The organism is Actinoplanes sp. NPDC023714 (assembly GCF_040639855.1).
GTDB lineage: Bacteria > Actinomycetota > Actinomycetes > Mycobacteriales > Micromonosporaceae > Actinoplanes.
In genome coordinates this window covers 794,969-810,303 of record NZ_JBFAAR010000001.1, presented here as the reverse complement: position 1 = coordinate 810,303, position 15,335 = coordinate 794,969, and the positions used below count along the sequence as shown (strand labels likewise).

Below are 15,335 nucleotides of genomic sequence, written 5' to 3'. Positions count from 1 at the left end.
TTCTACCCGTACGGTGCGACAGAATGCCGACCCTCACGGGGGACATCGTCAGCGGAACGGCAGGGCGGCGCCGGACATCCGGACGGCGACCGCGACCGCGCCGGCCAGAATCGGGATCTCCTCGTCGGACAGGGTGCTGACGGTGATCCGGATCCCGGGGGCCGAACGGATCCGGAAAAGGGAACCGGGCGCTACCGCGTACCCGGCATCGCGAAGCGCCCCCACAGCCTGCGCCTCGTCGCGGACCGGGACCCAGACGTTGATCCCGGTCTCGCCGAAGGCGGGAACGCCCTGCTCCAGCAGGGCGGACCGGAGGGCGCCCCGGCGGCGGGCATAGGAGCACGCCGCCTCGGCCACCAGCTCGGTGACCTGCGGATCGCGCCAGAGCCGGAGCAGCAGGCGCTGAGTGATCGTGGACACCCAGCCCATCCCGATCCGCATCCGGCCGACCACCCGGGCCACCGTCGTCTCGTCGCCCGCCAGCACCGCGATCCGCAGGTCGGGACCGAACGGCTTCGAGGCGGAGCGGACGAAACCCCACGAACGGGTCACCGGGCCGATGCAGTGCGGTGGCAGCTCGGCCAGCTCGGCGGCGTGATCGTCCTCGATGACCAGCACGTCGGGATGGCCGCCGAGCAGGTCACGCAGCGCGGCCGCGCGGTCCGCCGAGACGGCCGCGCCGGTCGGGTTCTGCGCGCGGACCGTCACGACGACGGCCCGGGCGCCGGACCGCAGCGCCTCCCCGAGCGCCGCCGGATCCATCCCCTCCCGATCGACGGCGACCGGGAGCGGGCGCAGGCCGAGGGCCGCGAGCAGGTCGATCAGGCCACCCCAGCCCGGGTCCTCGACCGCGACCGGGTCGCCGGGACGCAGGTGGGCGGCGAGCAGGCGCTCGATCGAGTCGAGGGCGCCCGCGGTCACCGCGATCGCGGCGCCGGCCACCGGCACGCCCTCGGCCAGCAGCCGGGGACGGGCCGCCTCGATCAGCTCGGGCATGGTCACGGCCGACGCGTAGCCCTGCGGCCGGCCGGTCTCGGCGGCGACCGCGGCCAGCGCCGGGCCGAGCGGCGGGAGCAGCCGCACATCGGGCTCGCCGGACGAGACGTCACGGACCCCGGCCGGGATCGGCGGGGCGAGGTCGGCGCGGAGGACCGCGACCGACGGCCGGGAGCGGACCCGGGTGCCGCGCCGGCCCTCCGTCTCGATCACGCCGCGCTGGCGCAGCTCCTGGTAGGCCTTCGCCACCGTGGCCGGGCTGACGTGCAGTGAGCCGGCCAGGACCCGCACCGGCGGGAGCGCCGCGCCGGACACCCAGTCGCCGCGCAGGACGCCCGCTTCGATGCTCGCCGAAATCTCGGCGGCGCTCTCGCCCTCGACCTGATACTGTTCTGCCACAGACGCCATTCTGTACTAGCACAGGGCTCGCCGCAAGGAGGCTCCCCGATGACCGACCTCTACACCCCGACCGAGCGCACCACGCCTCTCCGCAACCGCAAGAAGATGCGGTATGACGAGGAGACGGCGCACGCCGTCCTCGACGAGGCGTTCGACTGCGCGGTCGGGTTCGTCGTCGGCGGTGAGCCCCGGGTGCTGCCCAACCTGCACGTCCGGATCGGCGGCACCCTCTATCTGCACGGCTCCACCGGCTCGCGGACCGGGCTGGCGGCGCGCGACGGCGGCATCCCGCTCTGCGTCTCGGTGACCCTGCTCGACGGCATCGTCTACGCGCGGTCCCAGTTCAACCACAGCGCCAACTACCGCTCGGTCGTCGTGCACGGCATCGCCCGCCCGGTGACCGACGAGGCGGAGAAGGCGCGGGTGCTCGCCGCCCTGGCCGACAAGATCGGCGCCGGCCGGTCCGCCGACAGCCGTCCGGGCGATCGGCGCGAGCTCGCGCAGACCGCCGTCATGGCACTGCCGCTGGTGGAGGTGTCGGTCCGGGAGCGGACCGGGGGCGTGATCGACGAGCCCGAGGACATGGATCTGCCGCACTGGGCCGGGGTGCTGCCTTTGCGTACGGTGGCCGGCCCGCCGCTGACCGAGCCGGGCGTGACCCAGGCGCCGCCGGCCTACCTGCCGGGGTCGCCCTCGGCGTGGCAGACGCCCGTCGTGCTGGAGGGCCGTCACGTGCGGCTCGAGCCGCTGACGCCGGGCCACGCGCCGGGGCTGTTCGAGGCCCTCGACGACGAGGAGGTGTGGCGGCACCTCCCCACTCCGCGGCCGGCCGGGGTGAGCGGTGTCGAGGCCGTCATCACCACGGCGCTGCGCGACCAGTGGGACGGCGGCCGGTCCGCGTGGGCGCAGGTCGACCCGGTCAGCGGCACGGTCGTGGGCACCACCAGCTACCACGACATCGACGTCGATCGGCGCTCCCTCGGGATCGGGCACACCATGATCGGCCGCAAGTGGTGGCGGACCGGCGTCAACACCGAGGCGAAGCTCCTGCTGCTGGAGCGCGCGTTCGACGTTCTCGGCGCGGAGCGCGTCTTCTGGTACACCGACATCCGCAACGAGCGCTCCCAGCGGGCCATCGCGCGTCTCGGCGCCAGCCGCGACGGGGTGATCCGCCGGCATCGGCTACGCCCGGACGGCACCTGGCGCGACTCCGTGATGTTCGCGCTGACCAGGGACGAGTGGCCGGCCGCGGCGCAGCGGCTGCGCGACCGCCTGGCGACCGCGGAACGAGGGGAATGACCGTGCTGGGCATCACCGACTTCTGGACCTACGTGCTCGGCGTGGTGGCGATCATCCTGCTGCCCGGCCCGAACTCGATCTTCGTGCTGACCGTCGGGGCGCGGCGCGGGGTCCGGGCCGGATACCTCGCGGCCGGCGGCGTCTTCGTCGGCGACGCGGTCCTCATGATCCTGTCGGCGACCGGGGTGGCGTCGCTGCTCAACACCTACCCGACGGTCTTCATGGTGCTGAAGTACGCGGGCGGGGCCTACCTCGCCTACGTCGGCGTCAACATCATCCGCAGCGCGTGGCGGCGGTGGCGCGACCGGGCCGGCGCGGCGCCGCTCGCCGCGTCGGTGGCCGAGGAGCCGCCCGGGGTGCGGCACCCGTTCCGGCGGGCCGCCGTGATCAGCCTGCTCAACCCGAAGGCGATCCTCTTCTTCATCTCGTTCTTCATTCAGTTCGTCGAGCCGGGATACCCGCACCCGGAGCTGTCGTTCCTGGTGCTCGGCGCGGTCGTGCAGTTCTTCAGCCTGCTCTACCTGAGCGCGCTGATCTTCGGGGGCCGCTTCCTGGCCGGCCAATTCCGGGAGCGGCGGCGGCTCGCGGCGGGCGCGGCCACCGGGGTGGGCGCGCTGTTCGTCGGGTTCGGGATCAAGCTGGCCACGGCCGGCGCGGGTTGATCAGGAACGGTCATTCCCGGCGGGCCGCCGCTCCGGGGCCGGCCGGTGGGGTCGTGGAATAGAAGGTGGTGCGGACCATGTCCAGTTCGCCGTGACGCTTCTTCCACTGGGCGTCCGGCAGTGACCACCCGATGGCGTAGGCGCGGTCGCCGATCGTGAGCCATCGGGTGGTGGCGCGGCGGAGCACGCCGTCGCCGGTGCGGTACCGGACGTCCCAGTCGGCGGCCCGGTACAGCAGGGGGACGGCCTCGATGCCGACCGTGTCGTACCCGGTGATCCCGCCCTCCCGGCGCAGGCGCTGGTCCTCGGCGCGGAAGGCCTCGAGCGGGTCGGCCGACGGGTTGCGGCCCAGGTCGAGGCTGATGACGCCGGCGCCGTCCGGGCTGCGGAAGCAATAGGTGGCACCGGCGCGCTGATAGGTCCAGCCGTCGGGGACGGCCAGGTGGGTGCCGGTGCCGTCGGTGAAATAGGACCAGCCGGCGGGCAGGGTCCAGCCGTTCACGCCTCGGGCGGCGCCCTTCTCCGGGGTTCTCGGCAGGCCTTCGGGGGCGGAGCGGCTCGCGGTCATGGGGGCGGTCGCGAGAGGGCCGGCGGTGGTCCCGGTGGTGGGCCGGCCCGGGGCGGGCTGGGTGGTCGCCGGTCGGCCCGGGCCGGGCTGGGTGGCCGTCGGCTGGCCTGGGCCGGGCTGGGCGGGCTTCGGCTGGGCGGGCTTCGGCTGGGCTGGCTTCGGCTGGGCGGACTGCTGCGGGGCTGACTGCTGTGGGGCGGACCGCTGCGGGGACGGCTTTCCGGACGGGGGTGACTGGTTCGGGAGCACGGTGTTGGCCGGGGGCAGGACGACGCTCGGGTCCGGGCCGCGGGTCTGGGATAGATGGACGGCGAGAATGCCGCTACCCAGCAGGACTATCAGGACCGCCGCCATGGCCGATCTCGCCCGGGCTCGGGCGGCTCTCGACGGGGTGTCGTGTTCGAGGATCGTGCCGGTGAAAGGCGGCGCGGGCACCGCCAAGACGATCTCCCGGCTGGGAGGGTCGGTCGCGGTGGGTGGGGGGTCGGTCTTCGCGAGCGGGGGTACGGGCTCAGAGCGTTGCGGTTCGGGCGAAGGGTCGGGAGCGTGCTCGTCCGGGTCGTCCGTGACCGGGACGGCCGGCGCGGCGGGAAGGACTGGCGCAGCGGGAAGAGCCAGAGCGACCGGGATGACCGGCGCGACCGGGGTGATCGGGACGGAGGCGGCTCCCGGTGGGAAGGCGGGAACCAGGAACGTCCCCGGTATGGGGGCCGCGACCGGTGGATTCCCGTAGAGGGAGATGACGCCGGTCAGATAGGGGTCACTGCCGGTTTCGGGGATGTCCTGCCATCTCTCCTCCGCCGGTTCCTCGACGACCGGGTCCTCTCGGTGACGGCCGCGCCGCAAAGAAGATCCGGACCACAGGAGCCCGGAGTCTTCGGTGTGCCAGTCGCCGACGCTCAGCGGGCCGTCGTCGAGCGGCGGGTCGGGCTCGGCGGGGTACCAGATCTCGCCCGACACGTCGGTGAGCGGGGCGGAGGAGTCGAGGCCGGGGCGGCCGGACGGGCTCGGCGCCGCCAGAGGTGGGCCGTCGTCGAAAGCGAAGGCTGCCGGGGATCGGCGGGGGGCTGGGGATCGGCGGGGGGCCGGGCCCGTGTCCCGCTGGCCGGGGATGCGTGGCGTGCCGCGGTGATCGGACGCGACGACGGCGAGCAGGCCGCGCTCCACCTCGGCGGCGGTCAGCCTGGCGGCCGGCTCGAAGCGGAGCAGGCCCAGCAGGATCGGGGTGAGCGGACCGGCCCGGAGCGGCGGATCCGGGGGTTCGGTGGCGAGCGCCGCCAGGGTCGCCATGGCCGTCTCGCGGGCGTACGGCGACTGGCCCTCGACCGCCGCGTAGAGCGTCGCCCCGAACGACCACAGGTCGGACTCGACGGTGGAGGCGCCGTCGCGGGCGCGTTCCGGCGAGACGTACTGCGGGGAGCCGACGATCAGGCCGGGCATCGTGACGGTGCCGTCGTCGACGAACGTGGCGAGACCGAAATCGGTCAGGACGACGCGGCCGTCGGCGCCGATGAGGACGTTGTGCGGCTTCACGTCGCGGTGCAGGACGCCGGCCCCGTGAGCGGCGTCGAGCGCGTCGAGGACGGCCAGGCCGATCCGCGCGGCGCCGGCCGGGTCGTACGGGCCCTCCTCGTTGAGGACCTGGTGCAGCGAGCGGGACGGGATGTACTCCATGACGATCCAGGACAGGCCGGCGGCGTGCACCACGTCGTAGATCCGGACCACGTGGGGATGGTTGAGCCGGGCCGCGCTGCGGGCCTCGCGCAGGGTCCGCTCCCGGAGCCGGTCCTGCTCGGCGCCGCTCATCCAGTCAGGCGGGACGATCTCCTTGATCGCGATGTCCCGGTGGAGCATCTCGTCGTGGGCGAGCCACACGCGTCCCATTCCACCTGCGCCGACCGGTTCCAGAAGACGGTACCGGCCGGCGACGAGCATCTGCCTGACCGCCATCGGCACCCACCCATCAAGTCGGGTATCAGGATAATCAGCCACAGACCGCCCAAGGAATGACGATCACCCGGTCCCCGCGTGCGGTTCGGCCGGCGGGGCGCGTGCTCCCGTCGTACCGAAGGCCTTTGCTCCCCTCGTACAAAAGGAGAAAGCGGAACCGAATCGCCTGGAAGGCGCCGACGCGGGTTTTCTGTCACACCCCCGGGGCAGGATGGTCGGCATGCCAGAGGTGCTCGAGACGTTCGGACCGGCCACACGCGAGTGGTTCACGGCCGCCTTCGCCGCGCCCACGCTCGCCCAGGCCGGAGCGTGGCGGGCGATCGGCGCGGGGCGGAACGCGCTGGTCGTGGCGCCGACCGGCTCCGGCAAGACGCTCGCCGCCTTCCTCTGGTCGCTCGACAAGCTGGCGCACGAGGAGGCGCCCGAGGAGGCCCGCCGGCGCTGCCGCGTGCTCTACGTGAGCCCGCTCAAGGCCCTCGCGGTCGACGTCGAGCGCAACCTGCGCGCCCCCCTCACCGGCATCCGGCAGGCGTCCGGCCGGCTCGGGCTGCCGCCGCCCGAGATCACCGTCGGGATGCGGACCGGCGACACCCCGGCCGAGGAGCGGCGGCTCTTCGCGCGCACCCCGCCGGACATCCTGATCACCACGCCCGAGTCGCTGTTCCTGCTGCTCACCTCGGCGGCGCGCGACTCGCTGCGCGGGGTCGAGACGGTGATCATCGACGAGGTGCACGCGGTCGCGGCGACCAAGCGCGGCGCCCACCTCGCGCTCTCCCTGGAGCGGCTCGACGCGCTGCTCGATCGCCCGGCCCAGCGGGTCGGCCTGTCCGCGACGGTCCGGCCGATCGACGAGACGGCCCGCTTCCTCGGCGGGGCGCACGCCGTCGAGATCGTGCAGCCGCCGAGCGCCAAGACCATCGAGGTGGCGGTCGAGGTCCCGGTGGAGGACATGACCCGCCTCGACGAGGTGCCCGACCTCGACGCCGACGATCCGGGCGGCAACCGGCACTCGCCGTCGATCTGGCCGGCCGTCGAGGAGCGCGTGCTCGACCTGATCGAGGCCCATCGGTCGACGATCGTCTTCACGAACTCGCGGCGCGGCGCCGAGCGGCTCTGCGCCCGGCTCAACGAGCTGGTCGCGGAGCGTTCGGAGCAGCCGGCGCCGGTGGTCACCAAGCTGCCGGCCGCGATCATGGCGCAGGCCGGCGCCACCCAGGGCGCTCCCCCGGTGGTGGCCCGGGCCCACCACGGCAGCGTCTCCCGCGAGGAGCGCAAGCAGATCGAGGAGGCGCTCAAGTCCGGCACCCTCCCGGCCGTGGTCGCCACCTCGAGCCTCGAGCTCGGCATCGACATGGGCGCGGTCGACCTCGTGGTGCAGATCGAGGCGCCGCCGTCGGTCGCGGCCGGCCTCCAGCGCATCGGCCGCGCCGGGCACCAGGTGGGCGCGGTCTCCCGGGGCGTGGTCTTCCCGAAGCACCGCGGCGACCTGCTGTCCTGCACCGTCGTGGCGGAGCGGATGGGCGAGGGCGCGATCGAGGAGCTGCGCTACCCGCGCAACCCGCTCGACGTGCTGGCCCAGCAGATCGTCGCGATGGTGGCGCTCGACGCCTGGCAGGTCGACGAGCTGGCCGCCCTGGTCCGCCGGGCCGCGCCCTTCGCCGAGCTGCCCGACTCGGCGCTGCACGCGGTGCTCGACATGCTCTCCGGCCGCTATCCGTCCACGGCCTTCGCCGAGCTGCGCCCCCGGCTGGTCTGGGACCGCGGCACCGACGAGCTCACCGGCCGGCCCGGCGCCCAGCGCCTCGCCGTGACCAGCGGCGGCACCATCCCCGACCGCGGGACCTTCGGCGTCTTCCTGGCCGGCTCGGAGAAGGCGTCCCGGGTGGGCGAGCTCGACGAGGAGATGGTCTACGAGTCCCGGGTCGGCGACGTCTTCCTGCTCGGCTCCACGTCCTGGCGGATCGAGGACATCACCCCCGACCGGGTCCTGGTCTCCCCAGCTCCCGGCGCGCCGGCCCGGATGCCGTTCTGGAAGGGCGACTCCCCCGGCCGGCCGGTCGAACTGGGCCGGGCCATCGGGGCGCGGCTGCGCGGGCTCGCCCGGGCCGGCGACGAGAAGGCGACGGCCACCCTGCGGGACTCCGGTCTCGACGATTGGGCGGCCGGCAACCTGGTGGCCTACCTCCGTGAGCAGCGGGAGGCGACCCGCCACCTGCCCGACGACCGGACCGTCGTGGTCGAGCGGTTCCGCGACGAGCTCGGCGACTGGCGGATGACCGTGCACTGCGTGCTCGGCGCCCGGGTCAACGCGCCGTGGGCGCTCGCGATCGGCCGCCGGCTGAGCGAGCGCTACGGGGTGGACGGCCAGGTCATGCCCTCCGACGACGGCATCGTGGTCCGGCTGCCGGACACCGCCGAGGAGCCGCCCGGCGCCGACCTGGTCGCGTTCGACCCCGAGGAGATCGCGCAGATCGTCGAGGAGTCGGTCGGCACGTCGGCGCTCTTCGCGTCCCGCTTCCGGGAGTGCGCCGCCCGATCCCTGCTGCTCCCCCGCCGTGATCCGCGCCGCCGGCAGCCGCTCTGGCAGCAGCGCCAGCGGTCGGCGCAGCTGCTCGACGTCGCCCGCGAGTTCGCCGACTTCCCGGTCACGCTCGAGGCGGCCCGCGAGTGCCTGCGCGACGTCTTCGACGTGCCCGGCCTGGTCGGCCTGATGCGGGAGATCTCGGGACGCAAGGTGCGCCTCGTCGAGTCCGAGACCCCGCGGCCGTCACCGTTCGCCCGATCGTTGCTCTTCGGATATGTCGGAGCTTTTTTGTACGAGGGGGACGCCCCGCTCGCCGAGCGCCGCGCCGCCGCGCTCACCCTCGACTCCACCCTGCTCGGCGAGCTGCTCGGCCGGGTCGACCTGCGCGAGCTACTCGATCCCGCCGTGGTCGCCGAGACCGAGCTCCAGCTGCAGTGGCGGACCGAGCAGCGGACGCCCCGCGACGCCGAGGACACGGCCGAGCTGCTGCGCCTCCTCGGCGACCTCTCGGCGGCCGAGCTCGCCACCCGTGGGGTGCCCGAGGAGTGGGCGGTCAGCCTCGAGGCCGCGCGCCGGGCCATCCGGATCCGGGTGGCCGGCGAGGAGCGGTGGATCGGGATCGACGACGCCGGCCGCTACCGGGACGCGCTCGGGGTGGCGCTGCCGGTCGGCATCCCCGAGGCCTACCTCGAGCCGGTCGCCGACCCGCTCGGTGACCTGGTGGCCCGCTACGCGCGTACGCACGGCCCGTTCCCGGCCGCCACCTGCGCGGCCCGGTTCGGGCTCGGCGTGTTCGTCGTGGAGCAGGCCCTCAAACGGCTGAGCGCGACCGGCCGGGTCGCGTCCGGCGAGTTCACCCCGGGCGGCGCCGGGACCGAGTGGTGCGACGCCGAGGTGCTGCGGATGCTGCGGCGCCGGTCGCTCGCCGCGCTGCGCCGGGAGATCGAGCCGGTGCCGCCGCGGGTGCTCGCCGCGTTCCTGCCGCGCTGGCAGCAGGTCGGCGGCAACGCCCGCGGGGTCGACGCGGTGGCCGCCGCGATCGAGCAGGTCCAGGGTGTCGCGGTGCCGGCCTCGGCCTGGGAGCGGCTGGTGCTGCCGGCCCGGGTCGCCGACTACGCCCCTCCGCAGCTCGACGAGCTCTGCGCCGGCGGCGAGGTGCTCTGGGCCGGGTCCGGGTCGATCGCCGGCGGCGACGGGTGGGTGACCCTGGCATACGCCGACAGCGCTCCCCTGCTGCTGCCCCCGCCCGACGACGAGTTCGCGGCGACCCCGCTGCACCAGTCGATCCTGGCGGCGCTCGACGACGGGCAGGCGCTCTTCTTCCGGAACCTCTCCGACCGGGTCGGCTCCACCGACGACACCGATCTGGCCGCCGCCGTGTGGGACCTGGTCTGGGCCGGTCATCTGACCAACGACACGCTCGCCCCGCTGCGGGCGCTGCTCGGCGGCAGCGGGGCGCACCGGGCCAAGGCCGCGCCGGCCCGCTCGCGATACCGCCGGCCCGGTCGGCCCACCATGCCGTCCCGCACCGGCCCGCTCAACATGGTCGGCCGCTGGTCCCGGCTGCCCGACCGCGACCCCGACCCGACCCGCCGGGCGGCCGCGCTCGCCGACCTGCTGCTCGAACGGCACGGGGTGGTCACCCGCGGCGCCGTGATGGCCGAGGGGGTGACCGGCGGGTTCGCCGGGGTCTACCCGGTGCTGTCCGCGCTCGAGGAGCGCGGGGCGGCCCGCCGGGGCTACTTCGTCGAAGGGCTCGGGGCGGCGCAGTTCGCGGTGCCGGGCGCGGTCGACCGGCTGCGGGCCCTGGCCGAACCGGCCGAGCTCGCCAAACGCACCGGCGCCACGGCTCTCGTGCTGGCCGCCACCGATCCCGGCAACCCCTTCGGCGCGGCGCTGCCCTGGCCCGAGCGGGTCGTCGACAGCGGCGACGGCGAACCGGTCGCGAAGGCCGGCCACCGCGCCGGGCGGAAAGCGGGCGCGCTCGTCGTCCTGGTCGCCGGCGAGCTCGTGCTCTACGTCGAACGCGGCGGCAAGACGCTGCTCTCCTTCGCCGACGATCCGGAACAGCTCACGGCGGCCGGCTCGGCGCTGGCCGGGGCCGTGCGGTCGGGCGCGCTGGGCACGCTGTCGGTGGAACGCGCCGACGGCGAGTCGGTCAACTCCTCGCCGTTGCGGGAGGCGCTGACGGCGGCGGGGTTCCGGGCCACACCTCGGGGGTTGCGGTTGAGAGCTTGAGTCACCCGTCCGGGCCGGGTCCCACCGCGGGGCGGGCCTCACCGCGGGCCGCGTCTCACCGCGGGCCGGGTCTCACCGCGGGCCGGGTCTCACCCCGGCCCGGGTCCCACCGCGGGCCGGGTCTCACCCCGGCCCGGGGGCGAGGGTCAGAGCTGCGGGGCGACCTCGGCCGCCACCAGGTCGAGGTGGTCGATGTCGGCGAGGTCGAGCGCCTGCAGGAACAGCCGGGTCGCGCCGGCCTCGCCGTACTTCTTGATGGTCTCCACCGCCTCGGCGGGGGTGCCCACGATGCCGCCGTTCTCGCGCATCTCCTCCACCTCGCGGCCGATGGCGGCGGCGCGGCGGCGGACCTCGGCGTCGTCGCGGCCCACGCAGAGGACGGCGGCGGCGGAGAAGGCCGGGGGCTCGGTGCGGCCGATCGCGGCGCTGGCGGCGCGGACCCGGTCGTACTGGGCCGGCAGGTCCTCGATCTTGGAGAAGGGGACGTTGAACTCGGCGGCGTACTTGGCGGCCAGGGCCGGGGTGCGCTTCTTGCCGTGACCGCCGACGACGACGGGCAGCGGGGACTGCACCGGCTTCGGCAGGGCCGGCGAGTCGACGAGCCGGTAGTGCTTGCCGTCGAAGGAGAACGGCGAGCCGGCCGGCGTCCTCCACAGCCCGGTGATGATCTCGAGCTGCTCCTCGAGGCGGTCGAAGCGCTCGCCGAGGGCCGGGAACGGGATGCCGTACGCCGTGTGCTCCTCCTCGAACCAGCCGCCGCCGAGACCGAACTCGATCCGGCCAGCGCTCATCGCGTCCACCTGGGCCACCGCGATCGCCAGCGGGCCGGGCAGGCGGAACGTGGCCGAGCTGACCAGCGTGCCCAACCGGATCCGGGACGTCTGCACGGCCAGCGCGGCCAGGGTGATCCAGGCGTCGGACGGTCCGGGCAGACCGGAGGCGTCGCCCATCTTGACGTAGTGGTCGGAGCGGAAGAAACCGTCGAAGCCGCCGTCCTCGGCGGCCTTGGCCACCCGCAGGAGATCGTCGTGGCTGGCGCCCTGCTGGGGTTCGGTGAAGATCACGAGACGCATGGATCAACCCTGCCACGCCGCCGCGGCGTGCCTGCCCCGCACCCCGAAACAACTGGCAGTAACGTGACCAACCATGGCCGGTTATGAATGGATCAGTTTCACGACCGATTACGGCACGTTCGACGGTTTCGTCGCCGCCTGCCACGGGTCGATCGCCCGCGTCGCCCCGCAGGCCCGGGTGATCGACGTCACCCATCACGTTCCACCGGCCGACGTCATCCGCGGCGCCGCGGTGCTCGCGCAGACCGCGCCCTACCTGCCGCCGTCGGTGCACCTCGCCGTCGTCGACCCGGGTGTCGGCACGGCCCGGCGCGGCATCGTGCTCACCACCCCGAAGGGCCTGCTGGTCGGCCCCGACAACGGCCTGCTCATCTGGGCGGCCGACGCGCTCGGCGGCATCGAGGCCGCACACGAGCTCGCCAACCCGGACTGGACCCTCGGCGACATCGCGCGCACCTTCCACGGGCGTGATCTCTTCGCCCCCGCCGCCGCACGGCTCGCCGCCGGCGCGGCTCCCGCCGACGCCGGGCCGTCGATCGATCAGGCCACATTGGTACGACTACCCGACCCGGTCGTCACCGTCGGCGACGGCTGGATCGAGGCCGAGGTTCTGACCGTCGACCGGTTCGGCAACGTGCAGCTGGCCGCCGGCGGCTCGATGCTGAGCGGACTCGGGCCGGAACTCACCCTCAACGGCAACGTCCGGGCCCGGCGCGGCACCACGTTCGCCGACGTCAACGCCGGCGAACTCCTGGTCTTCGCCGACTCGGCCGACCGCGTGGCGATCGCCGTCAACAACGGCCGCGCCGTGGTCGTCCTCTCCGTCCGCCCCGGCGACACGATCCGGATAGCCGAGCGCCCGACTCCCCGAGCCGACTGACCGCCCCCGAGCCGCCTGACCGCGCCCGAGCCGCCTGACCGTCCCCGGCGGCCGAGCGCCCCCCACTTCTCGATCTTGTTGATTGGGAACGCCCCGTCTCCGCGCAGAATCACAAGATCGCGGAAAACGGGGCGCGGAGAACAAGGGCGCGGAAAACGGGGCGCGGAGAGCGCATGGTGGAGCGCCCCACTCCCGAGCCGGCCGAGCGCCCCCCTTCCTCGATCTTGTTGATTGGGGACGCCCCGTCTCCGCGCAGAATCACAAGATCGCGGAAAACGGGGCGCGGAGAGGGCGGGGCGCGCGAAGCGGAATAAGGGCGGGGCGGGCGCGGTCTAGAGGCGGTGGTGGATCCAGATGTTCGGTTCGACGTAGACGGCGTGGTTCTGGGCCACGTCGCAGTGGATGGGGGTCAGGGCTCCCGGCACCTCGACCGGGCCGGTTTCGGCGAAGGGGAGGCCCGTCCAGGAGCGCCACTGGTCGAGGGTTCCGCCGTAGACCATGCTGGTGTGGGCCACGTTCACGATCCGGCCGCCCGCTCGCACGTGGACGCGGAGCCACGGATCGGCGGGGAGGCCGTCGCCACGGAGCTGCCGGGCGTACGCATCGATGGGCTCGTTGATCTGAGCGGTCTTGCCGCTCGGCCGGACCGGCGCGATCAGATCGGTGAAACCGAGCTTGGCCACGTTGTCGCGCATGGCGCCCAGCATCACGGAGGACAGCCCGGTGCCCCGCAGATCGGGGCGGATCATGATCTCCAGGGCGGAGACGATGGTCGGGGTGGCGCCGGAGAGGCGGTCGAGGGCGGCCGTGCGGATCGCCCAGTCCCAGCCGGTCTCCGGGAGCAGGTCGAGGGAGCCCGTGTAGGAGAGCGGCACGGCGTGCGCCTTCGCCACCGCCCTGCCGGTCGCCCGGTCCACCGCCAGCAGCGTGAACTCGGGCCAGAACTCCTCGAAGTGCCGGTAGTAGAAGACGCCCGTCGGGTCCTTCGTCATGAACTCCGGCCAGCCGCCGTCCAGCGAGTCGAAGAGCTCGGTCCGTCCCGCGATCGGGGCGATGTCCAAATCCATGCGCGCCAGGATGTCAGCCCGGCGAAAAGCCGGCATCTGAATAAAGATGGAGGCATGCCGGAAGGAGACACCGTCTGGAACACCGCCCGCGTGCTGGAGAAGGCGCTCACCGGGGAGGTGCTGACCGGTTCCGACTTCCGCGTGCCGCGTCTCGCCACCACCGATCTGAGCGGCTGGACCGTCGCGGAGTCGGCGAGCCGGGGCAAACATCTGCTGACCCGGCTGACCAGGGACGGGGAGAAACCGCTCACCCTCCACTCGCATCTGCGGATGGAGGGCGCCTGGCGTGCCTACGCGCCCGGCGAGCGCTGGACCGGGCGGCCCGCCCACCTGATCCGGGTGGTGCTGAAGACGCGGCGGTCGGTCGCGGTCGGCTACCACCTGCACGAGGTGACGCTGATCCCGACGGCCGAGGAGGACACGCTCGTCGGCCATCTCGGACCGGATCTGCTGGGCGCCGACTGGGATCCCGACGAGGTGGTCCGCCGGATCAGCGCGAAGCCTTCAGCGTCCATCGCGGAGGCCCTGCTCGACCAGCGGAACCTGGCCGGCGTCGGCAACCTCTACAAGGCCGAGACGCTCTTTCTCCGCGGCCTCTTCCCCTGGACGACGGTCGATCAGATCAAAGACCTCAGGGGTACGGTCGTACTGGCCCAGAAACTGGTCGCGTCGAATCGTGGCCGCTGGACGCAGACCACCACCGGATCGCTGCGCCGCGGGCAGACCAGCTATGTCTACGGCCGCCGCGCCCAGCCGTGCCGGCGATGCGGCAGCGCCATCCAGAAGGCCGAACAGGACGAGCGTGTCACCTACTGGTGTCCGCGCTGCCAGCCCGACCCCGCGAAGACGTCCTGAACCCGTCCTCCCGCAGGGGACCGTCCGGCTCCGGCATCTGCTGCGTCTCGCGCAGGATCTCGCTGGTCCGCATCTCACCGGTCCGCAGCTCGGCCAGGCCCTCGGCGAAGCCGCGCAGCCGGTCGGCCGCCTCGATCAGGCTGAAGTACGCCGGATGGCGGCTGTCGGCGACCGGGTGGCCGTCCTCGGCCACGTAGCTCGCAGCGGCGGCCACGAGGCTCTCGTATTCCGCGACGCCCTCGGTGAACTGCTCGGTGAGGCTCGCGTGCGACCGCTCCAGCGCCTCCCGGCGGCCGTCCTTCGTCAGCGGGATCGCGCGCTCCACGGCGGCCACCCGCTGCCCGAGGTCACGCAGCCACTGCTCGGCGCTGGCCGCCTCGATCGCCGCGGGCTCGCCGGCGCCGGTCAGCCGGTCGGCGAGGCCGGCCATGGTCTGCGACGCCTGGTCGAGCCGCTCCCAGCTCGCGGCGATCGCGGACCCGCGCAGCGCGTAGCGGTTCTTCTGACGGCGGACCTCCTGCATCACCGTGCGGCCGGCCGGGAAGCGCTCGATCGCCGCGGCGAGCCGGGGTGAGCCGATCACGGGCGGCGGCGGAGGGGGCGCCGGGGTGGCGGCGAGCTCGCGGTGGTCGCTCCAGCGGAACCAGGCGAGCACCACCGAGCCACCGGCGGCGGCCGCCCACGCGGCGTCGGCGATGCCGATCCCCGCGTAGGGCGTGAGCACCACGGCGGCGCCGGTCAGGCCACCACCGAGGACACTCCACCGGCGGGCCGAGCCGCGCAGGCGCCGGAGCCGTTTGAAGTGCTTGGTCCGGTCGTCCACC

10 protein-coding genes are annotated in these 15,335 nt (G+C 73.9%); 5 read left to right on the top strand and 5 right to left on the bottom strand.

The window, feature by feature from the left end; translation table 11 throughout:
- Positions 1-48 precede the first annotated feature (48 nt).
- Positions 49-1,395, bottom strand: coding sequence for an aminotransferase class I/II-fold pyridoxal phosphate-dependent enzyme (locus AB0G10_RS03910; protein WP_360916040.1), 1,347 nt, complete (start codon positions 1,393-1,395; stop codon positions 49-51).
- A gap of 48 nt (positions 1,396-1,443) precedes the next feature.
- Between AB0G10_RS03910 and AB0G10_RS03905 the strand changes: the two genes are divergently transcribed.
- A complete protein-coding gene (locus AB0G10_RS03905; RefSeq protein WP_360916037.1) occupies positions 1,444-2,694 on the top strand; it encodes a bifunctional pyridoxamine 5'-phosphate oxidase family protein/GNAT family N-acetyltransferase in 1,251 nt (416 codons plus the stop codon).
- Positions 2,691-3,356: a leucine efflux protein LeuE gene (leuE, locus tag AB0G10_RS03900; protein ID WP_360916034.1), complete on the top strand. Its 666-nt coding sequence runs from the start codon at positions 2,691-2,693 to the stop codon at positions 3,354-3,356. Before AB0G10_RS03905 ends, leuE begins: the two co-directional genes overlap by 4 nt.
- A 10-nt stretch (positions 3,357-3,366) precedes the next feature.
- Here the strand turns inward: leuE and AB0G10_RS03895 are convergent, their stop codons facing one another.
- Positions 3,367-5,874 carry a protein kinase gene (locus AB0G10_RS03895; RefSeq protein WP_360916031.1) on the bottom strand — a complete coding sequence of 836 codons (2,508 nt, stop codon included), beginning with the start codon at positions 5,872-5,874 and terminating at the stop codon, positions 3,367-3,369.
- Positions 5,875-6,085: 211 nt separating this feature from the next.
- On the opposite strand from AB0G10_RS03895, the gene AB0G10_RS03890 reads away from it, so the two are divergent.
- Positions 6,086-10,636 carry an ATP-dependent helicase gene (locus AB0G10_RS03890; RefSeq protein ID WP_360916028.1) on the top strand — a complete coding sequence of 1,517 codons (4,551 nt, stop codon included), beginning with the start codon at positions 6,086-6,088 and terminating at the stop codon, positions 10,634-10,636.
- 146 nt (positions 10,637-10,782) lie between these two features.
- Here the strand turns inward: AB0G10_RS03890 and AB0G10_RS03885 are convergent, their stop codons facing one another.
- Positions 10,783-11,709: a TIGR03560 family F420-dependent LLM class oxidoreductase gene (locus AB0G10_RS03885; protein WP_360916025.1), complete on the bottom strand. Its 927-nt coding sequence runs from the start codon at positions 11,707-11,709 to the stop codon at positions 10,783-10,785.
- 73 nt (positions 11,710-11,782) lie between these two features.
- Here AB0G10_RS03885 and AB0G10_RS03880 point away from each other — a divergent pair, with 73 nt between their 5' ends.
- Entirely contained in the window at positions 11,783-12,589 is an 807-nt protein-coding gene (locus AB0G10_RS03880) for an SAM-dependent chlorinase/fluorinase (protein ID WP_360916022.1), read from the top strand.
- Between the two features lie 332 nt (positions 12,590-12,921).
- Here AB0G10_RS03880 and AB0G10_RS03875 read toward each other — a convergent pair whose 3' ends face one another.
- Positions 12,922-13,656, bottom strand: coding sequence for an N-acetyltransferase (locus tag AB0G10_RS03875; RefSeq protein WP_360916019.1), 735 nt, complete (start codon positions 13,654-13,656; stop codon positions 12,922-12,924).
- A 54-nt stretch (positions 13,657-13,710) separates the two neighbouring features.
- On the opposite strand from AB0G10_RS03875, the gene AB0G10_RS03870 reads away from it, so the two are divergent.
- The gene (locus AB0G10_RS03870; protein WP_360916016.1) at positions 13,711-14,511 is read left to right on the top strand and encodes a DNA-formamidopyrimidine glycosylase family protein; all 801 of its coding nucleotides are present in this window, start codon (positions 13,711-13,713) and stop codon (positions 14,509-14,511) included.
- On the opposite strand, the gene AB0G10_RS03865 is transcribed toward AB0G10_RS03870, so the two are convergent.
- Complete coding sequence (locus AB0G10_RS03865; protein WP_360916013.1) at positions 14,462-15,334, bottom strand: hypothetical protein; 873 nt, start codon at positions 15,332-15,334, stop codon at positions 14,462-14,464. The genes AB0G10_RS03870 and AB0G10_RS03865 overlap by 50 nt on opposite strands.
- Position 15,335 lies beyond the last annotated feature (1 nt).

Excerpts from the sequence above, each read along its gene's own strand:
- AB0G10_RS03905 (WP_360916037.1), top strand. The coding sequence starts at position 1,444 with ATGACCGACCTCTACACCCCGACCGAGCGCACCACGCCTCTCCGCAAC.
- leuE (WP_360916034.1), top strand. The coding sequence starts at position 2,691 with ATGACCGTGCTGGGCATCACCGACTTCTGGACCTACGTGCTCGGCGTG.
- AB0G10_RS03895 (WP_360916031.1), bottom strand. The coding sequence starts at position 5,874 with ATGGCGGTCAGGCAGATGCTCGTCGCCGGCCGGTACCGTCTTCTGGAA.
- AB0G10_RS03890 (WP_360916028.1), top strand. The coding sequence starts at position 6,086 with ATGGTCGGCATGCCAGAGGTGCTCGAGACGTTCGGACCGGCCACACGC.
- AB0G10_RS03885 (WP_360916025.1), bottom strand. The coding sequence starts at position 11,709 with ATGCGTCTCGTGATCTTCACCGAACCCCAGCAGGGCGCCAGCCACGAC.
- AB0G10_RS03880 (WP_360916022.1), top strand. The coding sequence starts at position 11,783 with ATGGCCGGTTATGAATGGATCAGTTTCACGACCGATTACGGCACGTTC.
- AB0G10_RS03875 (WP_360916019.1), bottom strand. The coding sequence starts at position 13,656 with ATGGATTTGGACATCGCCCCGATCGCGGGACGGACCGAGCTCTTCGAC.
- AB0G10_RS03870 (WP_360916016.1), top strand. The coding sequence starts at position 13,711 with ATGCCGGAAGGAGACACCGTCTGGAACACCGCCCGCGTGCTGGAGAAG.